Origin of the sequence: Bartonella sp. SD1336NMGDW (genome assembly GCF_042193565.1) — a bacterium.
Taxonomy (GTDB): domain Bacteria; phylum Pseudomonadota; class Alphaproteobacteria; order Rhizobiales; family Rhizobiaceae; genus Bartonella; species Bartonella grahamii.
The window spans coordinates 1-17,849 of sequence record NZ_JBHILW010000013.1; the positions used below are offsets into that span (position 1 = coordinate 1).

Annotated in this window: 13 protein-coding genes and 1 pseudogene; 6 read left to right on the forward strand and 8 right to left on the reverse strand. The window is 37.5% G+C overall.

Features of this window, described 5'->3' with window-relative positions:
* Window positions 1-364: 364 nt before the first annotated feature.
* From pyrF to ACFIKH_RS07240, 3 genes are all read left to right on the forward strand, one after another.
* The gene (pyrF, locus tag ACFIKH_RS07230; RefSeq protein ID WP_375626423.1) at window positions 365-1,210 is read left to right on the forward strand and encodes an orotidine-5'-phosphate decarboxylase; all 846 of its coding nucleotides are present in this window, start codon (window positions 365-367) and stop codon (window positions 1,208-1,210) included.
* A 534-nt stretch (window positions 1,211-1,744) separates the two neighbouring features.
* A complete protein-coding gene (gene hisS, locus ACFIKH_RS07235; protein ID WP_375627365.1) occupies window positions 1,745-3,232 on the forward strand; it encodes a histidine--tRNA ligase in 1,488 nt (495 codons plus the stop codon).
* Between the two features lie 571 nt (window positions 3,233-3,803).
* Complete coding sequence (locus tag ACFIKH_RS07240; RefSeq protein ID WP_375671325.1) at window positions 3,804-4,349, forward strand: replication protein; 546 nt, start codon at window positions 3,804-3,806, stop codon at window positions 4,347-4,349.
* 619 nt (window positions 4,350-4,968) lie between these two features.
* Here the strand turns inward: ACFIKH_RS07240 and ACFIKH_RS07245 are convergent.
* Complete coding sequence (locus tag ACFIKH_RS07245; protein WP_375626417.1) at window positions 4,969-5,490, reverse strand: peroxiredoxin; 522 nt, start codon at window positions 5,488-5,490, stop codon at window positions 4,969-4,971.
* 216 nt (window positions 5,491-5,706) lie between these two features.
* On the opposite strand from ACFIKH_RS07245, the gene ACFIKH_RS07250 reads away from it, so the two are divergent.
* Both ACFIKH_RS07250 and ACFIKH_RS07255 read left to right on the forward strand, forming a co-directional pair.
* Complete coding sequence (locus ACFIKH_RS07250) at window positions 5,707-7,335, forward strand: alpha-D-glucose phosphate-specific phosphoglucomutase (RefSeq protein ID WP_375627367.1); 1,629 nt, start codon at window positions 5,707-5,709, stop codon at window positions 7,333-7,335.
* A gap of 1,057 nt (window positions 7,336-8,392) precedes the next feature.
* A complete protein-coding gene (locus ACFIKH_RS07255) occupies window positions 8,393-8,728 on the forward strand; it encodes a zinc ribbon domain-containing protein YjdM (protein ID WP_375618296.1) in 336 nt (111 codons plus the stop codon).
* A 1,127-nt stretch (window positions 8,729-9,855) separates the two neighbouring features.
* On the opposite strand, the gene ACFIKH_RS07260 is transcribed toward ACFIKH_RS07255, so the two are convergent.
* From ACFIKH_RS07260 to murJ, 4 genes are all read right to left on the reverse strand, one after another.
* Window positions 9,856-10,434 carry a NifU family protein gene (locus ACFIKH_RS07260; protein ID WP_015856727.1) on the reverse strand — a complete coding sequence of 193 codons (579 nt, stop codon included), beginning with the start codon at window positions 10,432-10,434 and terminating at the stop codon, window positions 9,856-9,858.
* A gap of 59 nt (window positions 10,435-10,493) precedes the next feature.
* The gene (locus ACFIKH_RS07265; protein WP_375626412.1) at window positions 10,494-10,985 is read right to left on the reverse strand and encodes a universal stress protein; all 492 of its coding nucleotides are present in this window, start codon (window positions 10,983-10,985) and stop codon (window positions 10,494-10,496) included.
* Window positions 10,986-11,047: 62 nt separating this feature from the next.
* Entirely contained in the window at window positions 11,048-12,118 is a 1,071-nt protein-coding gene (trpS, locus tag ACFIKH_RS07270; RefSeq protein WP_375627368.1) for a tryptophan--tRNA ligase, read from the reverse strand.
* Window positions 12,119-12,178: 60 nt separating this feature from the next.
* On the reverse strand, window positions 12,179-13,750 hold the full coding sequence (murJ, locus tag ACFIKH_RS07275; RefSeq protein ID WP_375671346.1) for a murein biosynthesis integral membrane protein MurJ: 1,572 nt from the start codon (window positions 13,748-13,750) through the stop codon (window positions 12,179-12,181).
* A gap of 334 nt (window positions 13,751-14,084) precedes the next feature.
* Between murJ and ACFIKH_RS07280 the strand changes: the two are divergent.
* Window positions 14,085-14,316 (forward strand): annotated as a pseudogene (locus tag ACFIKH_RS07280) (integrase); the annotation flags it as partial.
* A 218-nt stretch (window positions 14,317-14,534) separates the two neighbouring features.
* Here the strand turns inward: ACFIKH_RS07280 and ACFIKH_RS07285 are convergent.
* From ACFIKH_RS07285 to ACFIKH_RS07295, 3 genes are all read right to left on the reverse strand, one after another.
* Entirely contained in the window at window positions 14,535-15,140 is a 606-nt protein-coding gene (locus ACFIKH_RS07285) for a hypothetical protein (protein WP_375671327.1), read from the reverse strand.
* A gap of 136 nt (window positions 15,141-15,276) precedes the next feature.
* Window positions 15,277-16,605 carry a Fic family protein gene (locus ACFIKH_RS07290; protein WP_375671329.1) on the reverse strand — a complete coding sequence of 443 codons (1,329 nt, stop codon included), beginning with the start codon at window positions 16,603-16,605 and terminating at the stop codon, window positions 15,277-15,279.
* Between the two features lie 97 nt (window positions 16,606-16,702).
* A complete protein-coding gene (locus tag ACFIKH_RS07295; protein WP_375671331.1) occupies window positions 16,703-17,743 on the reverse strand; it encodes a Fic family protein in 1,041 nt (346 codons plus the stop codon).
* Window positions 17,744-17,849 lie beyond the last annotated feature (106 nt).

Sequence of the window (17,849 nt, forward strand, 5' to 3'; positions counted from 1 at the left end):
TTTGCCAATTATGTTCCAAAAGTGAATAGATATGCGCCAAAAAGGACAGAAAACATCGAACACAAGACGGTGATCATCATGGTAGGGCATTTTCTTTTAAAACTTTTGTTTAAAGCACGTTCATAGAGAGTTTTTGTTGATCATAAAAAAGGGGTGTAAAAACGACAAGGCACGCTATTGGGATTTATGAGTTCATTGAACAAAATAATATGGATGTTTTTTTTGTTTATATTCTTTCACAAATAAAAGCACACTTTGTATAGAGAGCTCTTTCTTTGTGTTTTCAGCATTGTATTCTTTTGACAAATGCTTTTCTTTTTGATTGTATCAAAAGGTTTAAAGACAGACCGTGTTAGGATATAAAATGTTTTGTTCAGCTTTTTTTAAAAATAGTGAGAAATATGGACCGCTTTGTGTTGGTTTTGATCCGAGTCATAAAGTTTTGCAATCATGGAATTTAAGCTGTGATTATAAAGGTCTAAAAGATTTTTGTGATATTCTCTTAGCAGCGGTTGTGGGTAAAGTGGGGATGATAAAACCTCAAGCCGCATTTTTTGAGTTATATGGGGTGGAAGGGCTTCAAATTCTCAAAGAGCTTATTGAAAATGCACAGGCACAAGGTTTGTTGGTTCTCGTTGATACGAAAAGAGGGGATATTGGCTCTACCGCTGAGGCTTACGGTAAAGCTTGGCTTGGTTCAAGCAGTGCGTTTAAAGCAGATGCTATAACAGTCAATCCTTTTTTAGGATTTGATGCTCTCATTCCTTTAATAAAGATTGCAGAAGAAACAAAAACGGCTGTTTTTATGGTTGTTCAATCTTCGAATCCAGAGGGAAGGCACATTCGAAATGCGCGCATTGGTGATCAAACAGTTTCTGTTCATTTGGCACAGCGTATTTTTGAATATAATAGCCAATCTTCAAGTCAATATCATCATGTTGGTCCTATTGGGGCAGTGATTGGAGCAACATTGGGCAATGAAGCAAAAGATACAATCGAACAGTTAGAAAATAACTTATTTCTCGTTCCTGGTATTGGGGCTCAAGGGGGAACAATAACACAATTAACTCAGCAGTTTCCTCAAAGGCTATGGCAGAATCTTATTCCTTCCATTTCAAGATCGATTACACAGGTTGGTCGAAATAGTGTTGATTTAAAAAATGTTATTCATGATTTTGCCGAGCAATCTAAAAATACGCTTCTATCTTAAAGTTTTTTGCTAAGTTATCAAAGAAAAAAAGCTCTTATAAAAGAAGGGGGCTTATCAAATTTTAAGTCAGATACTTCTTTCAAAAAGTGATTTGCTTTATCTAAAGTCAAGAGTTATTTTTGATCTTTTCAAAAAGTGTTCATATATTTCTTATTTTCTGTTGGGATTGGGAGGATCAAATACGGAAAGCAAATGTTTGAAAAAAAATGCAGAAATCTTGGAAATATATGAAAAATTGCTTCAAGGAAGACAAGATATAAGGAAGAAAATGCAAGGAATACCTGAACAGTGCTAAAAGATGAGGCATAAGAGGGCTTGGAGAGTGTATTCGTTTTGGGAACATTTTAGTTTAAGGGCTATGATTCATCTTACAGGATAAACTCTTTTAGAATATCGCTTTATAAGGATATTGTTTTTGTAAAATAAAAGACTCTAACATGTTATTAAAAGTTTTTAGATTGATAAAGTCATTGCAGCGTTGGTTTCTATGGGATAATGGTTATTCGTGAACACATATTGTTGCTAGAGAATAACATGTCATTGAAACAAGAAAAAACCAAAGCCCGTTTACCCCGTGGTTTTGTGGATCGTACAAGTGCACAGTTGTATGCAACTGAAACAATGATTACAAAAATTCGTGAAGTTTATGAACTTTACGGCTTCGAGGCACTGGAAACACCAATTTTTGAATATACGGATGTATTGGGTAAGTTTTTACCTGATGAAGATCGTCCAAATGCGGGCGTTTTTTCGCTACAAGATGATGATGAGCAATGGATGTCTTTGCGCTATGATCTAACTGCTCCTCTTGCTCGTTATTTTGCAGAGAATTTTGAAGTTTTGCCAAAGCCTTATCGCAGTTATCGTCTTGGTTTTGTGTTTCGCAATGAAAAACCTGGACCAGGGCGCTTTCGGCAATTTATGCAGTTTGATGCGGATATTGTTGGAACATCAACGGTAGCAGCGGATGCCGAAATTTGTATGATGGCAGCAGACAGTTTGGAAAAGTTAGGGTTTCACCAGCATGATTATGCCATTCGCTTGAATAACCGAAAAATTCTGGAAAGTGTTTTAGAATTGATTGGTTTAGGGGAAAGGGAGCAGATTGAAAGGCGCTTAATTGTTCTTCGAGCAATGGATAAACTGGATAAATTTGGTCCTGAAGGCGTGCGTTTGCTTCTAGGCAAGGGGCGTTTGGATGAAAGTGGTGATTTTACAAAAGGGGCCGAGCTTAAGGATAAAGAGATTGAGTGTATTCTTTCCTTACTGACTGTAAATGCAAAAACGGCAGAAGAAATCCTTGATGTTCTCAGACAAGTCGTTGGTCAGAGTGCTCAGGGGCTTGAAGGGGTTCGCGAGCTTGAGGAAATGCAAGCAATCTTTGTCGCTAATGGTTATCACAATCGCATTAAAATTGACCCTTCGGTGGTTCGTGGATTGGAATATTATACGGGACCTGTTTTTGAGGCGGCATTGCTTTTTGATGTTCTCAATGATGATGGGCAAAAAGTTGTTTTTGGTTCTGTTGGTGGCGGAGGGCGCTATGATGGATTGGTGGCACGCTTTCGTGGTGAAAATATTCCGGCAACAGGTTTTTCAATCGGGGTCTCACGCTTGATCGCAGCTTTGCAAAATCTTGGAAAGTTGCCTATGAAGGACACAACAGGGCCGGTTGTGGTACTGAGGATGGATAAAGAACCAGAGGCGGTTGCTGGTTATCAAAAAATGGTGATGCAATTGCGAAATGCGGGAATTCGTGCTGAGCTCTATTTGGGGGCATCGGGAATTAAAGCGCAGATGAAATATGCAGATCGACGTCAAGCGCCTTGTGTGGTTATCCAAGGTTCACAAGAACGTGAGAGCGGGAAAATACAGATTAAAGATTTGATTGAAGGAGCGCGTTTGTCTCATGAGATCAAAGATAATCAAACATGGCGTGAAAGCCGTCCTGCGCAAGTGATGATTGATGAAGAGCAATTGGTTCAAACAGTACAAGATATTTTGGCAGCGCAAAAACGATAATGATAAAAGTTTTGTGAAAGAAATTGTTAGGAAAAGCTTGAACATTTCTTCTTCAATTTTCAGAATTTGTATTTTACTTGTTTAGATATTCTTAAAATCGCGTTATTTTTTTTAAAGTTCCTGCGGCATAAAAGCAATTTTTAAAGGTGAAAATGCTTTTGAGGACGCGAGGTAAGCACCTTCGTAAAGCAAAATACTGGACGCTGAAGCATTTGAGGTCCTTGACGCAACCCTGTTTAGAAAAATTGATGATCAATAACAGAAACCCAATAGTTTATAGCAATATTGATCATCATTCATTCATATGGATTTAATTTTTGAATTCTCATTTGCTGATATCATATTTTCTACTGTTTTATTGTCGGCAGTCTACAATCTCACATCCATGAGAGATGAAAGAAATCTCAAGAGTTTTATTTTAGAAGATTTTTTTAGTTTCAAAAGCAACGAATAACTTAAATCAGACAATTTTTAAAGGAAAAATATGGGAGGCATTATAAGAGATTATAATGAAAACCATTTGAAATTATTCATTTATTATAACAAATCAATTTTTTACGGAGAAATGAAAATGGCCCAATATGATTTTACCGTGCTCTATGAACGAAATCCCTTTATTCTTGAAAGACCTGAAGATATTGGAAAATCATTTAAACTCCCTCCTTCAAACTTCGGATTTGAAAATCTTCCGCAAATTACTTTTTCAGGCGCCTCGTCGTGTCGGCGTATGATTTTGGGGCTATCATTTAGTGGTATGAAAGCTTTTTTGGTGATGTTGTGGCAGGTAGGGAAAATGTCAGATGAAGATGATGTGGATTTGTGGTTTGATCAGATAACATTGGATCATGATATTCTTGAGGAATTTTTGACTTGCGATCTTTCAATTCAAGAACCAGAATATCTTAATTTTGAAAGTTTTAAAGAAGGTATCAAAGAATTAGAAGAGAATAAAATTGTAGCGAAGGGGACAAAAAAAGATTGTTATTTCATTAATCCAGATATTTTTGGTCTTCCTGAATGTGATGAAGATTTTGAGCTCGATGAAGAGGAAGAGATAGAAGAGGAAGAAATGAAAAAACACTTTATGGTAGAATATCCAAATAGACGCCTTCTTTAACTGTTTTTCTCTTAGAGAAAAATAAAAGCTTAGAATAAATGACTATTAAAACAGCAATGAATCTGTTTATTGTATGTGAATTGGAATGTTTACGGGATCTGTTTTTATTTAATATTCTTCATGAACGGTTATTTATGCAGAGCCGTTTTTATACCATATTTTTTTCTTGATGCTTTTGTGAAGCTTGCAGTAATGATGTTCATAGCTTTTGTGTTTTAGAGCGTTTATGAGACGCATTTATACTCTTTTTAACCGTTTATTCATATGCCAATCTCACGTGCTAATGAGCAAGAAAATAGTTTTAAGAGATTCAATATAAGAAGGGATAAAATAAAACAATCTTATGATATTCAGTGCCTCTCATTCGACATGAAAAATTATAAATTATCTTTATAAATCAAATTATTGTTTGACACAAAGTTTTTTCAAAGCAGTTAAAACGTGAAATACCTATTAAAAATTTATTGCTGGGATATTTTCTTACCGAAAACGCTCAACCAAATTATAGTGTCTGCTTTGACAAATAGATGTTTCAAAAAATACAAACGACACAAATTTTCTTTACTAAGGAAATTTGTGTCGTTAAATTTTGTTTAAATGGACGACTTTGGGGGCGGAATTAGCTTTTCAAAGCTTTTAAAACATTTTGTGGTGAAGAGACTTCGTAAGGATCTGTCATGCAATTGTCTGAAAAACCCGCTTCTTCAAACCATTGCTCAACCACACCATCATTAATAACGGCAGCATAGCGCCATGATCGCATGCCGAAACCAACATTGTCTTTTGCAACCAGCATACCCATTTTGCGTGTGAATTCACCAGAGCCATCAGGAATTAATTTCACGTTTTTGATATTTTGTGTTTTTCCCCAAGCGTTCATGACAAAAGCATCATTGACGGAAAGGCAATAAATTTCATCAATACCCGCTTGTTTAAATTCATCATAGAGTTTTTCAAAGTCAGGCAGCTGAAAGGTTGAGCAAGTAGGGGTAAATGCTCCAGGAAGAGAAAAAAGAATAACACGCTTTCCTTTAAAGTAAGAATCGCTGTTAACTTCTTGCCACCGATAAGAATTATTTTCACCCACTTCATCTCGGACACGTGTATGGAATGTTACATTGGGAACAGTTTTTTTCATCATAAGGATGCTCCTATATTTTTTACAAAAATTTCGTTTTAAAACAGCTTTTGTCTTTAAAAGCATATCGGAAAGAACGGTTTAAATAAAAGGGATTCTTTAAAAATTCTGACTTCTAACGAGTGTGCAAATATTTCACACTTCCGTCAAGTAGAATTAATGGTCGACTTTGGATACTCTTCACCTTAAAATTAAAGGAAAGAATATGAAGGTATTTACATGACCATAAAGACAGTTTTGACCACGGCTTTTGAGGGGCAAAAACCGGGAACGTCTGGTTTGCGCAAAAAAGTGTCTGTTTTTCAACAACCTCATTATGTAGAAAACTTTATACAGTCTCTTTTTGATAACATTGGACCTCTTGAAGGAAAAATGTTGATTCTTGGGGGCGATGGGCGCACTTTTAATCGTACTCTCCTTCAGATTGTGTTGAAGATGGCAGCGGCGCATGGTGTTTCTTGTGTTAAAATGGGAAGGGGCGGTATTCTTTCTACACCTGCTGTTTCGCATCTTATTCGTAAAACTCATGCCCATGGTGGACTTATTCTTTCTGCAAGCCATAATCCTGGTGGTCCAGAGGGAGATTGTGGTATTAAATACAATGTTTCCAATGGTGGACCCGCTCCTAATTCTTTATGTGATGCTATTTTTGCAACATCGCAACGTCTTTCCTTTTATAAAATTCTTGAAGCACCAGATATTGATTTAGATAGGCAAGGTACGATCTTTATGGGAGCCATGCGGATTGATATTATTGATTCTGTCGCTGATTATGTTGCTTTGATGCAGGAGCTTTTTGATTTTGACTGTATTGCCAAGGCCGTCGCTCGAGGTCTTACTTTACGGTTTGATGCTATGCATGCGGTAACAGGGCCTTATGCTCATGAAATTTTTGAAAAATGCTTAGGATTTTCTGAAGGGACGGTGGTTAATGGTATTCCTTTGCCAGATTTTGGAGGCGGTCATCCGGATCCCAATTTGGTTTATGCCAAGGCTCTTTATGATTTATTGATGTCAGAGCAAGGACCAGATCTTGGCGCAGCCTCTGATGGTGATGGAGATCGTAACCTCATTATTGGTCGTGGGCAATTTGTCTCGCCTTCAGATTCTTTGGCTATTATGGCTGAGCATGCACACCTCATTAAAGGATATCGAAAAGGTGTTGTGGGGATAGCGCGTTCTATGCCGACGGGACGTGCTGCTGATCTGGTTGCGGAAAAACACGGATTAAACTTTTTTGAAACGCCAACGGGATGGAAGTTTTTTGGAAACCTTTTGGATGCGGGGAAAGTAACCTTTTGTGGTGAAGAAAGCTTTGGAACTGGCTCTCATCACATCCGCGAAAAAGATGGTTTATGGGCTGTCTTATTTTGGTTAAATCTTTTAGCGATAACAGAAAAAACTGTCGCACAAATAGTTCAGCAGCATTGGTACACCTATGGGCGTTTTTACACGTTACGGCATGATTATGAAGAAGTCGAAGCAGATAAAGCTTTGGAACTTATAGAACATTTGCGTACGCACTTACCACATGCAGGAACTGAAATTGCTGGATTTTTCGTCAAAAAAGCAGATGATTTTACATATCATGATCCTGTTGATCAGAGCGTTAGCACGCGGCAAGGTATACGTATTTTTTTCGAGAACGGAGCACGGTTGGTGATCCGTTTGTCGGGAACAGGGACGCTAGGTGCTACTTTACGACTTTATTTTGAACAGTATGAAAGTGATCCGCGCAAACACAATTTTAATCCGCAAGAAGTTCTCCAACCTTTGCAACAGGTGGCACTAAAACTGTTAAAAATACAACAAACATTGGGGCGAAATCGTCCTGATATTATCACCTAAGATCAGTGGAATGTTTTTTGTAAAGGTATGATGATTGATCACATGAGGTATGTTTTTAGGGACGTGATTTTATTGGCCATAAGGCAGAGCTTCCATTTTCAAGCTCGTTTTGTTTTTTCCTCTTTTACATGTCAATTGGATTCCTAAAACTTCTGGCTTCTTAAAACCAAATGCTGTAGGTAATTATAATCAGGCATAATCGGGGAATTTATGTCCAATGGTTTCTAATGGTTTGATAGAAATATTTGTTTAATAGGGGGGGCTCATACACAACAAAATACGATCATTGTTGCACATTTCATATGGTTGTCTTAAAGAAGCTTCTCTCTCAAAACGCTAAAAACGTATCTTATGCGTGTTACTTTTGAAAGGGATAACCGGCCATCCATTGAGCAGCACCATTTTTATGCTTATGAGAGAGTAAGACCAGCACCATCATTCACTTTGCCCGCTTTCAATGTTGGCTCTTATATTTGAGAGTATTTAGTATTTTGAATAATTGTTTTACACGGCTCTTCCTACTTGTAACATGCAAGGAAAAGGCTTTGGTTTATTCAATGTAAAAGAGGTTGAGAGAATCTCAGCTTATTTATTGGCTCTCATTCAATATACAAAACCATTAACTATGATCATAAATCAGTTTGTTCTCTAACATTATGAATGCTTTACTTAAATAAAAGGTCAAGTTGAGTCTATCATTTTCTTGTTTCTCAGTTTTTAGCTTTTTGGAAGCGTTTTTATTCAGAGATGTTCCTTTTCTAATTGTTTTTTATTCATTCGTTAATTGTATTGGTGATGTATAAGAAAATGATTTTGATTCATTTATGAGAGAGAATGAAGTGAGTAAATTTTATGATATGCGGGGGCTTATTTAAGTTATATAATGATCAATCATTTTTATAAACCCATGTATGGTATGTGATGATAGTATTCATGAACACAGTTGGCAGATGAAGGTTGAAACAAAGGGAAATGTTTTTCTAAAATAATGGACAATAAGTACTTCTTGCTTTATGACCAGTCATAACAAATGATTTTTCTTTTAAAAGGGGAATTTATGACCCAATATCCCAAATGTCCTCGTTGTGATTGTCTTTATACTTATGAAGATGGTGAAAATTTTGTGTGTCCTGAATGCGCACATGAATGGCCACAAAAAAACGATGATACTGTTCTTGTCAATACTGTTTATGATGCCAATGGTCAGATTTTAACAAACGGAGATACCGTTATGGTGATAAAAGATCTGAAAGTAAAAGGCGCTTCATCTGTTTTAAAAGGTGGTACTAAGGTAAAGAATATTCGCTTGGTGGATGGGGATCATAACATTGATTGCAAAATTCCAGGGATTGGTCAGATGAGTTTAAAGTCGGAGTTTGTGAAAAAAGTTTAGGCATTTATCCCCTTGCAATTGTTTTTGCATTTCGCTGGTTTTTTATTTTTACATTCTTCTCGAATGGGCTTTTTTGTTGTTTCACAGATTACACCAATCAGATAGAGGCAATATATTTTCCTTTATTGCAAAGCCATGTATCGCAGAGGAATAGTGGCTCTGTCTTTTCTTTTAATACGCAGTTATGGGTGAAGTTGGATGTTGACGTACATGCGACAGTAAAAGTATGTGCTTTATGAGAAGAACAACGCGGTAAAGCAGACAAACTTATTCCTGCTGAATTGAAGAAATATTCTCATTTTTTATCAGATAATTTCTCAAACAATCATAATAGATCTAGCTTAAATGTATTTATTTTTTACAGGTAATTCCGCCGTTTGCGTCATATTTATGGAAATGAGATTGAAAATGATAGAGGGGAAATTCTTGATTTTAAGAATAGAAAAAGGACGGTATGATCTTGATAAGGTCGTACGGTTATGCATTTTCCAGTTTTTAGTGCTGCAACAGTCTCTTATAAAAAGTGTGTATAAGAGCTATTAAAAATAGTTTTTGTTATTATCCAGTTTGTGCTGTGTAAGCGGACGATTTTGATTGATACAATAAAAACAGAATTGAAATAAGAAGAATGCCAGAATTCTCATTCAAGTTGCAAAATGTGATCTTTGTTGATTGGCTGCTACAAGAAGTATTTTGCGTGATTTTATCGTTGGGAGAAGTGAGAAAGATGGAGCAAATGGGCACTCTATCTTACAATGTTTTCTTTTTTGGGTTTTCTTTTTTTGTAACGGGTCGTGTTAATTACATGACAAGATTATAAAACAAAATAAATTTAAAGTGCATGCCCATGTTTTGTACTTCTGTGGATATCATTATTGGGTTTGTTGTGAAACAACCGATGCTTCTTAAAAGGGGCTTTAAAACCTTTTTAAGGCATATATGGAGGTGAAAGGTGAGTGAAGGTATTATTATTGGACAGATTTTTTTAACAGTACTGTATTTTTATGGCTGCATAGCTTACTTTTAAAATTTCAGGAATAAAATGACGCAAGATTGTTACACTCCATGTTTGAGCGCTGTTGAAGAGGGGCAATCGGTGTGGTTATTTTACCTATTGAGGTCAATATTTATTGTGGCATGGCTTCAACGCCTAAAACTTCAGGGATAAAATGGCGTAAAAGATTTTCAATACCATGTTTGAGGGTTGCCGTTGAAGAGGGACATCCAGCGCAGGCACCCCGCATATTGAGATAAACAATACCATTCTCAAATCCGCGAAAAGTAATGTCTCCACCATCATTGGCAACTGCTGGGCGGATACGCGTTTCAAGCAGCTCTTTAATGGTTAAGACAATATCAGCATCTTTTTCGTCATAAAATTCTTCGTTAAGGGCATGGGTTTGTGCTTGTATTGTAGCGTTGGTGGTGATTACTGGCTCATTGGATAGAAAATGTTCCATGATTGTGCCTAAAATGACGGGCTTGAGATGTTGCCATTCTCCTTCTTTTTTGCTTACGGTGATAAAATCATAGCCTAAAAAAACACCATTGATATTGGGAATATTAAACAGCTTAGCCGCCAAAGGTGAGTTTTTAGCTGCTTCTTCAGGGTCACGAAATTCTAATACGCCCTCAGAAAGAACCACGCGTCCTGGCAGAAATTTAAGTGTTGCAGGGTTTGGTGTGGTTTCAGTTTGAATAAACATAGACTCTCCTTTTATAATGAAGGATTAGGAAGATCTTACATTGTAGAATATTATATTTTTTAGGCAATAGATCTAATATCGTCATCGGCAAGATTGCTAGGAATAACAATGACAGGAATTGAAAAAGCTGTCCCTTTATTCCCGATTAATTGAACAAGGGGTCCTGGTCCTTCTGTATGTCCACTGGCTGCTAAAACAATTAGTGCAATCCTTTTATCTTCGTCGATCAGTTTGGAAATCTCATCAATTTTTTTTCCTTCACGCACCACTATTTCTGTTTCAAGCGCATGGGTGGTGCGGACTTCACTGGCAATGCCTCCTAATATTTTATGAGCACTTTGCGTTGATTCTGTGCGCATAACGTTGTTTACACCCAGAAAGTGTTGAAATTCCACACTATCAACGACACAAAGTAATACCAATGTTCTATTGGTATTTTGGGCATGCTGTGCGGCAAACGCAACGGCACGCCGACACTCTGGTGTTTCATCAATAATGACTAAGTTCTTTTTCTTGGGTTCTTTTTTCGGATTTTTTGGTTTGGAAATCATGCACTTTCTCTATTTTGTACAAACGATTTTTTTGCTCTCTACAGTTTTTAGTTTTATTATCTTTATGTATCGTGCAAAAATCCAATAATTTCACGAATTTTTTTCATATTTTCTTCTGCGAGCATACTAGCACGTTTAGCGCCATCACGCAAAACAGAGTCGATATAATCACTTTCTTGATGCAGTCGACGTAATTCTTCTGTTATAGGGGCAAGCTTATGGACAGCAAGGTCGGCTAGGGCTGTTTTAAAATGCGAAAATTGTTGACCAGAAAATTCTAAAAGAATCTTTTCTTTGCTGACGTTAGCAAAGGCGGCATAAATACCAAGCAGGTTATCCACTTCTGGTCGTTCTTTTAAAGCGGTCAGGGTATCGGGAAGAGGAGCCGAATCCGTTTTGGCTTTGCGTATTTTTTTTGCGATAAGATCAGCATCATCGGTCAAATTAATGCGTGAAAAATCTGAAGGATCTGATTTTGACATTTTTTTCGTCCCATCGCGCAAAGACATAACGCGTGTGGCTGTTGTTCCAATAAGCGCCTCTGGGAGGGGAAAGAAGCATTGCCTTTTTTCTTCATCCGTTTGCATAGAGATACCAAAATTTAATTCGGCAATACGTTGTGCATAGTCGTTGTTAAATTTTTGTGCAATATCGCGTGTGAGTTCAACATGCTGTTTTTGATCTTCGCCTACTGGAACATGCGTTGCACGATAGACTAAAATATCAGCAGCCATCAAAGTGGGATAGGCAAAAAGCCCGAGGGATGCTTTTTCGCGATCTTTTCCTGCTTTATCTTTAAATTGTGTCATGCGTTGAAGCCAGCCGATACGGGCAACACAATTAAAAATCCAGGCGAGTTCAGCATGTTGAAAAACACGTGATTGGTTAAAAATAATGTGTTTTTGAGGGTCAATACCGCAGGCTAAAAAGGCGGCTGTCACTGTTCTGGTGGATTCCCGTAAAGTAAGGGGATCTGGGTTGACTGTGAGCGCATGCATATCCACAACACAATAGAGGCAGTGATGAGAGTTTTGCAGTTCAACCCAACGCTGAATGGCTCCAAGATAATTGCCAAGATGTAAATGACCACTCGGTTGTACGCCGGAAAAGACAAGTGGTGTGAAGGTATCCATAGGAGTGCTCTTTCTTCAATTAAGGTTATTTGTTTTATTGTTTTTGACAAAGTATAGATATTATGGGCGTTTTTTCAAATTTTTAAGCATGTGAAAAAAGGAATGGGTGTTGAATAAAAAATAGGCACTAAAATAGATCAAGAATATGCCAAGCATGATCCCAACTAAGGTGCTGGCGCGCAATAAAAAGGATGCTTGTGAGGATAAAGGAAAAGACAAAAAACTAAACACATTCAATCCGTAATAGAGGGCCAGTGCACTCAAAAGGGTTGCTATCATGAGACATAGTATTCGCTTTATCAGTTGGAAGTCGTATTTCCAATAACCGCGTTTGATAAGGACACCCCAAAGCAACAGGGCGTTGACCCATCCAGAAGTAATTTCAGCAATAACAATGCCTCGTGCAGAAAAAGAAGGAAATAATGTTAAGGCGAGACTGATATTGATGAAAACGCAAATACCTGTAAAAATCATCGGTGTTTTGGTATCTTCATGGGCAAAAAAATTAGGAATAAAGACCTTAATGAGAACAAAAGCTGGAAGTCCCAGTCCATAAAGTTCCAGTAATTGTGCAACATGGTGTGTTGATTGACTGGTAAATTGTCCTCGCTCAAAGAGCAAACTGACAATGGGAGTGGAGAGCAGCAAAAAAGCGATGGATGCCGGAAGTGTTAACAATAGCGTTAATTCAATAGAGCGGTTTTGTAAATGGTTGGTTTCTTTGTGCTTTTTGCTTCGCAAAGCGCGTGTTAATTCTGGTAAAAGAACGGTTGCAACGGCAATGGCGATTACGCCTAGAGGCAATTGATAAAGACGATCAGCGTACATCAAAGAAGAGACAGCACCCGATTGACTAGAAGCAATGTTGGTATTAATGAGCAAATTGATTTGTGTGATGCCACCCGTGATAGCCGCTGGGAATGCTAAAGTTAATAGCTTGCGAACATTAGGACTTAAATGGGGCCAGCGGAAGGATATTTTCATTCCACTTTGACGCAAAGCAAGGGCAATTAAGGTGAGTTGAAGAAGCCCTGCTGCCAATACACCCCAAGAGAGATTTAAGCCAATATGCCAAGCGTCAAGTTTATAAATCCAAGCATAGGCAAGCACACCAATCAGAATAATGTTTAAAAAGAGTGGGGCAATGGCGGCAATAAAATAGCGTCGCAGAGCATTAAGCATGCCTCCCATCATGGCAGCAAGCGACATGCAGGTTAAATAGGGAAACATGATCGCAGTAAAGTGAATTGTAGCGTTAAATTTTGTCGCATCTTCGGTAAAACCTGGGGCAATAATGGTTCGTATCAGAAAAGGCATACTCAGTTCCATCGCAATCGTTAACAGTAAGAGCAGCGAAAAGAGAACGCCAAAGACTTCTTCTGCAAATTTGCATGCCGTTTCTTGACCATCTTCAGTGATTTTTTTTGCAAAAAGAGGAATGAAAGCAGCGTTAAAGGCACCTTCAGCAAAAAAACGACGAAATGTGTTGGGAAAACGAAAAGCAGCGTTAAAGGCATCAGAAACAGGACCGGTCCCTAGCGCTGCTGCCATAAGCATTTCGCGTACGAAGCCAAAAATACGGCTCATAAGGGTTCCGGAAGCAACTGTTGCAATTTTTTTTATCAATGTCATAAAGATATATCGGTTTTGTTGTAAAAGAGAAGCGATGACAGGAGAAATAAACCGTTTTAAATCGTAAAAATCTGATCTGTATCCCAATCAAGGATACTTTTTGTAAGCGTTGTACGACGGTGTTTATCTTTCTGTCAACAATGGTGCTTGAAGACTTTTTTATGCTCCTTGTTTACTGTTGCATTACAATTTTTATTTTGCCATAAAATAATTAAAATTTCTTTTCAAACTGAAATATGGGGGCGATATCATAACAGTTTGAAGGGACATATGGGGATCTATAATGATAATTCCTCTTTATGGTGTGATGTCGTGAATAGTACAACCCAATACCCGTTCTGTTTTACGTGAGGGGCGTGACCCTATTAAAGAACGCAAATAAAATAAAAGCGTGAAGCAATGCGCAATCTTCATTATTTATCCATTATTTAAAAGACAGTACTTTAGATGTTTTTAAAAGTCGTAAGGCTGAGCTAAAAGGTGATGGCAAAGCTCGTGATTGGTTTTTACTTTTACAGCTTTATATTCTCCCCAAATTAGGCTGCCTTCCCGTTTTAGAGATTACATAAACAAAAGGATAGGAAGACGTGATCTTTCAACAGCATTTTGCCTGTTCAGGTTTCTTTTCACAGTTAATGAGGATAAAATCTGAGGAAATAAGATAAATTTGTTCTCTCATGGTTTCCATTCCCGTTGAGGTGCGATTGATTTGCCAATGAAAGCAGGCGGGTAAAGGCTATCACTTTTACCAGAGAGGGAAAAAAAGTTAAAGTTTATGAACCCTTTAGATATTCATTGCCATTTCTTTTGTGTGCTTTGTTTTGTGAGGTTGAATATTTTCTTGTCTTTTAGGACTCTGATTGACGGTTTCTGTCATTTTTTGCACTTTAATTGTTTCGTTACTAAGAGTGTTGGAACATTTTTTTTCATTATTTTTCTTTATAGATTGATGCTGGATAGATTGATGCTGGTTTGGTGCTAGGCGCTCATCGAATTTATGGTTATAAAAATACATGGGTTGTATATGCTGTTCTATCTCTTTTATTTGCTTGACTATTTCCATAATCTCTTTTGCTTTAACGGTTGATGTGCCAAGACTCTTCGCAAGTCTTTCAGGATTATTTTCCTTTATAGCTTCATGCTCGCTTGAGGATAAGCGCTCATTGATTTTTTTGAGATAAGTCCTTATCTTCCCCCTTAGTTCAGGAGAGTTTGATAAGGTTTCTTGCTGTTGTGCTTTTGACAAGGAAAAGAGATTTTTCATCCAAGCCTTAGGCATTTCTACCGATTGTTCACACCGCCTTTGTTTTACATGATGGGTATGGAGAATGTCTCTTTCTGTTTGTTTAAAAATATTGATATAACGATCAATGGCTCTACAGAGGGGCAAAATATTTGCTTCAGCATGCGCGCGCGTTGTTTTTTATGCCAAATACATTGCTACCAGAAAGTTTAGAAATAGATTGGGGGAGGTGGCAATTTGATAGGTGAGCTGTTCTCCTTCAGTATGATTTTCATGGATCATCTCAATTTTTTCCCAAAATATGACGATTGCCATAAATGATTTGGCACAAAGTTTCGATTTCTTTTCTTCTTGCTTGAATGGATGCGTTGTTTTTTATCCTTGTGGTAATTTCATTGTTGGTAAGGGGGGCTATTGTTTCTGCGGGGATAAGCACTTCTTGCTGGTTTTGAACTTTTGGTGCTGTAAAGAAGAGGGCGTCACCGATTTTTAATGTCTGTATTTGCTCTGGGGTGAGATCTTTTTTATTTCCCAAGATGAAAATCCCGTTGGCATCAAGCATGAAGCCATTGGTTCCACTGCCTCTGTAGAAGCCTTTATAGGTATGACCTTCTTTCGCTGTTATAATAAGATGATGATGAATATTTTCAAATCCAATATGTTTCATATTGTCCATGAATTCTTTTAAAATAAGTATTTTTTCTGGATTTGAGATATCCTCAAGCAGATGTTTCATCTCTTCCTTATCGTTATGTTTTAGCGATGCAATGCTGGCAAGATTCATGCGTTTTTCTGTTACAAGAGAAAAGTCGAGTGTGTGACCAGCAACTTGCCCAAGTTTTTCAAAAAACATTCGTTGTGTGCGTCCATTACCTTCTCTGAAGGGATGCGTATAGTTGAGCTGTATCAACATTTCAGTGACATATTCAACAAATGTTTCGCGGGTTAAGCCTTTTAAACTATTCGTTTCAGCAAGTGTTTTATCTAAATTTTCTAGTCCCTCTTGTATCTGTTTTGCTGAGGCAAAAGAAATACCGGCTTTTTTCATCATTGGCATATAAGCAACGCTACCATCTTTAAATGTAAATGGTTTTTCACGTGTTTGTCCGGCCCATTCAAAAGTATTTTTAAATAGGGTGTGATGAATATATTGGAGATATGTGGAAGTTAATTTTTGCGGTGGCGTTTCTTGGCGTAGATGAATGATTGCTTTTGTTGTATCATGCGCACATTGCACTTTTAATTTTTTATAGTCTTTTATTCCATATTTATTTTTTAGGGTGATACTATTAGGGTAAAAGAAATTCCCGTGCATTGTCTTATTTTCTTCGTTTTCAAGTGATGAAGATAATTTTTCTTGTAAGGTGAGAGGGACGGTGTTCGTTTTTTTTGTACCAGTGTCCCAGTATGCCATTGCTTTTTTGGGGGGCTGTTTCGTTCTTTCTTGATGATCAGAGCATTTTTCCTTTGTCATTTGGGCAGATATTGGATTATTTGTCGCTGTATTGCTGGTCTGTAAAATGTTTTTTTGGAAATCTTTTTGCATTTGCCTCATGGAGGAAGGAGATTGAGCAATTGGTTTGGTCATTTGTTCTTGCAAACTTTGGGACATAACTTCAATGCTGTCATGTAAAGCATGAGGGGCAATCCATGGTGAAAAATGAGCTTTTTCTTTGTTTGAATGGATGCGTTGTCTTTGCTCTTTTTAGTTATTTCATCGTTTGTAAGAACGGCTCTTTTTTTCTGGAAGCAATGTTTTTTGCTGGGTTTTGAGTTTTGGGCGCTGTAAAGGAGAGGGCGTCACCGATTTTTAATGTCTGTATTTGCTCTGGGGTGAGACCTTTTTTATTTCCCAAGATGAAAATCCCATTGGCATCAAGCATGAAGCCATTGGGTCCACTGGGTCCACTGCCTCTGTAGGTACCATGATAGGTTTCTCCTTCTTTTGCGACGACAGTGAGATAATAATTTTTTTCATCCAATCCAAGCGTTCTCATAGAGTTGGTAAATTCTTGTAAAATGAGCAATTTTTCTGGATTTGAGATATCCTCAAGCAGATGCTTCATAGGCTCTGGATCGCTATGTTCCATGGCAGCAGCGCGGACAAAGTCTTTACGTTTTTTGCTCACAAGAGAAAAGTCTAGCTCATGTCCTGCTGCTTGAGCGAGTTTTTCAACAAACAGTCTCTTTGTGCGCTTATTGCCCTCTCTGAAAGGGTGCAAGTGGTGCAAATCTATCATTATTCCAGCTGCTTGTTCAACGAATTCTTCGCGAGTTAAGCCTTGTAAATTATTCTTTTCAGCAAGCGTTTTATCTAACTTTTCTAGTCCCTCCTGTATTTTTCTGCCAATCGCAAAAGGTTTTGTAAATTCTTTTCTTTTCAAAATGGGCATAGAAGCAACAGTACCATCTTCAAATGTAAATGGTTTTTCGCGTATTTGTCCGGCCCATTCAAATGCACGGGAAAAGAGGCGTTGATGAAGATATTTTAGATAGGAGGAATTAAACTGTTCTGGTAGAGGTTCTTGACGCAGTTTTATCATTTCTTTTTTTACATCATCACAACATTGTTCCTTTAATATTTCTTGCTCTTTGATGCGGTATTTATTTTTAAGCACTTTGCTATTGGGATAAAAGAAATTCTGCGATGCTTCATTGATTTTCTTTGAAATGGCTGCACTGATTGCAGGGTGTTGTTCTTGCAACTCTTCCTGTATGGAAGAGGCACAATGTTCTGTATTTTCTTTCATGTATATTTCCTTTCAAAGGATAACATTATTTTTTGAAAGCTTTTTTACATTTTTTGCCTTTTATTATTTCATGGTGTTTTCTTCAAAGAAGAATGCCCATTTTAAT

Coding starts and splice junctions, on each gene's coding strand:
- ACFIKH_RS07255 (WP_375618296.1), top strand. CDS start 8,393: ATGACCCAATATCCCAAATGTCCTCGTTGTGATTGTCTTTATACTTAT.
- ACFIKH_RS07240 (WP_375671325.1), top strand. CDS start 3,804: ATGGCCCAATATGATTTTACCGTGCTCTATGAACGAAATCCCTTTATT.
- ACFIKH_RS07260 (WP_015856727.1), bottom strand. CDS start 10,434: ATGTTTATTCAAACTGAAACCACACCAAACCCTGCAACACTTAAATTT.
- trpS (WP_375627368.1), bottom strand. CDS start 12,118: ATGGATACCTTCACACCACTTGTCTTTTCCGGCGTACAACCGAGTGGT.
- ACFIKH_RS07295 (WP_375671331.1), bottom strand. CDS start 17,743: ATGAAAGAAAATACAGAACATTGTGCCTCTTCCATACAGGAAGAGTTG.
- pyrF (WP_375626423.1), top strand. CDS start 365: ATGTTTTGTTCAGCTTTTTTTAAAAATAGTGAGAAATATGGACCGCTT.
- ACFIKH_RS07265 (WP_375626412.1), bottom strand. CDS start 10,985: ATGATTTCCAAACCAAAAAATCCGAAAAAAGAACCCAAGAAAAAGAAC.
- hisS (WP_375627365.1), top strand. CDS start 1,745: ATGTCATTGAAACAAGAAAAAACCAAAGCCCGTTTACCCCGTGGTTTT.
- ACFIKH_RS07245 (WP_375626417.1), bottom strand. CDS start 5,490: ATGATGAAAAAAACTGTTCCCAATGTAACATTCCATACACGTGTCCGA.
- ACFIKH_RS07290 (WP_375671329.1), bottom strand. CDS start 16,605: ATGTCCCAAAGTTTGCAAGAACAAATGACCAAACCAATTGCTCAATCT.
- ACFIKH_RS07250 (WP_375627367.1), top strand. CDS start 5,707: ATGACCATAAAGACAGTTTTGACCACGGCTTTTGAGGGGCAAAAACCG.
- murJ (WP_375671346.1), bottom strand. CDS start 13,750: ATGACATTGATAAAAAAAATTGCAACAGTTGCTTCCGGAACCCTTATG.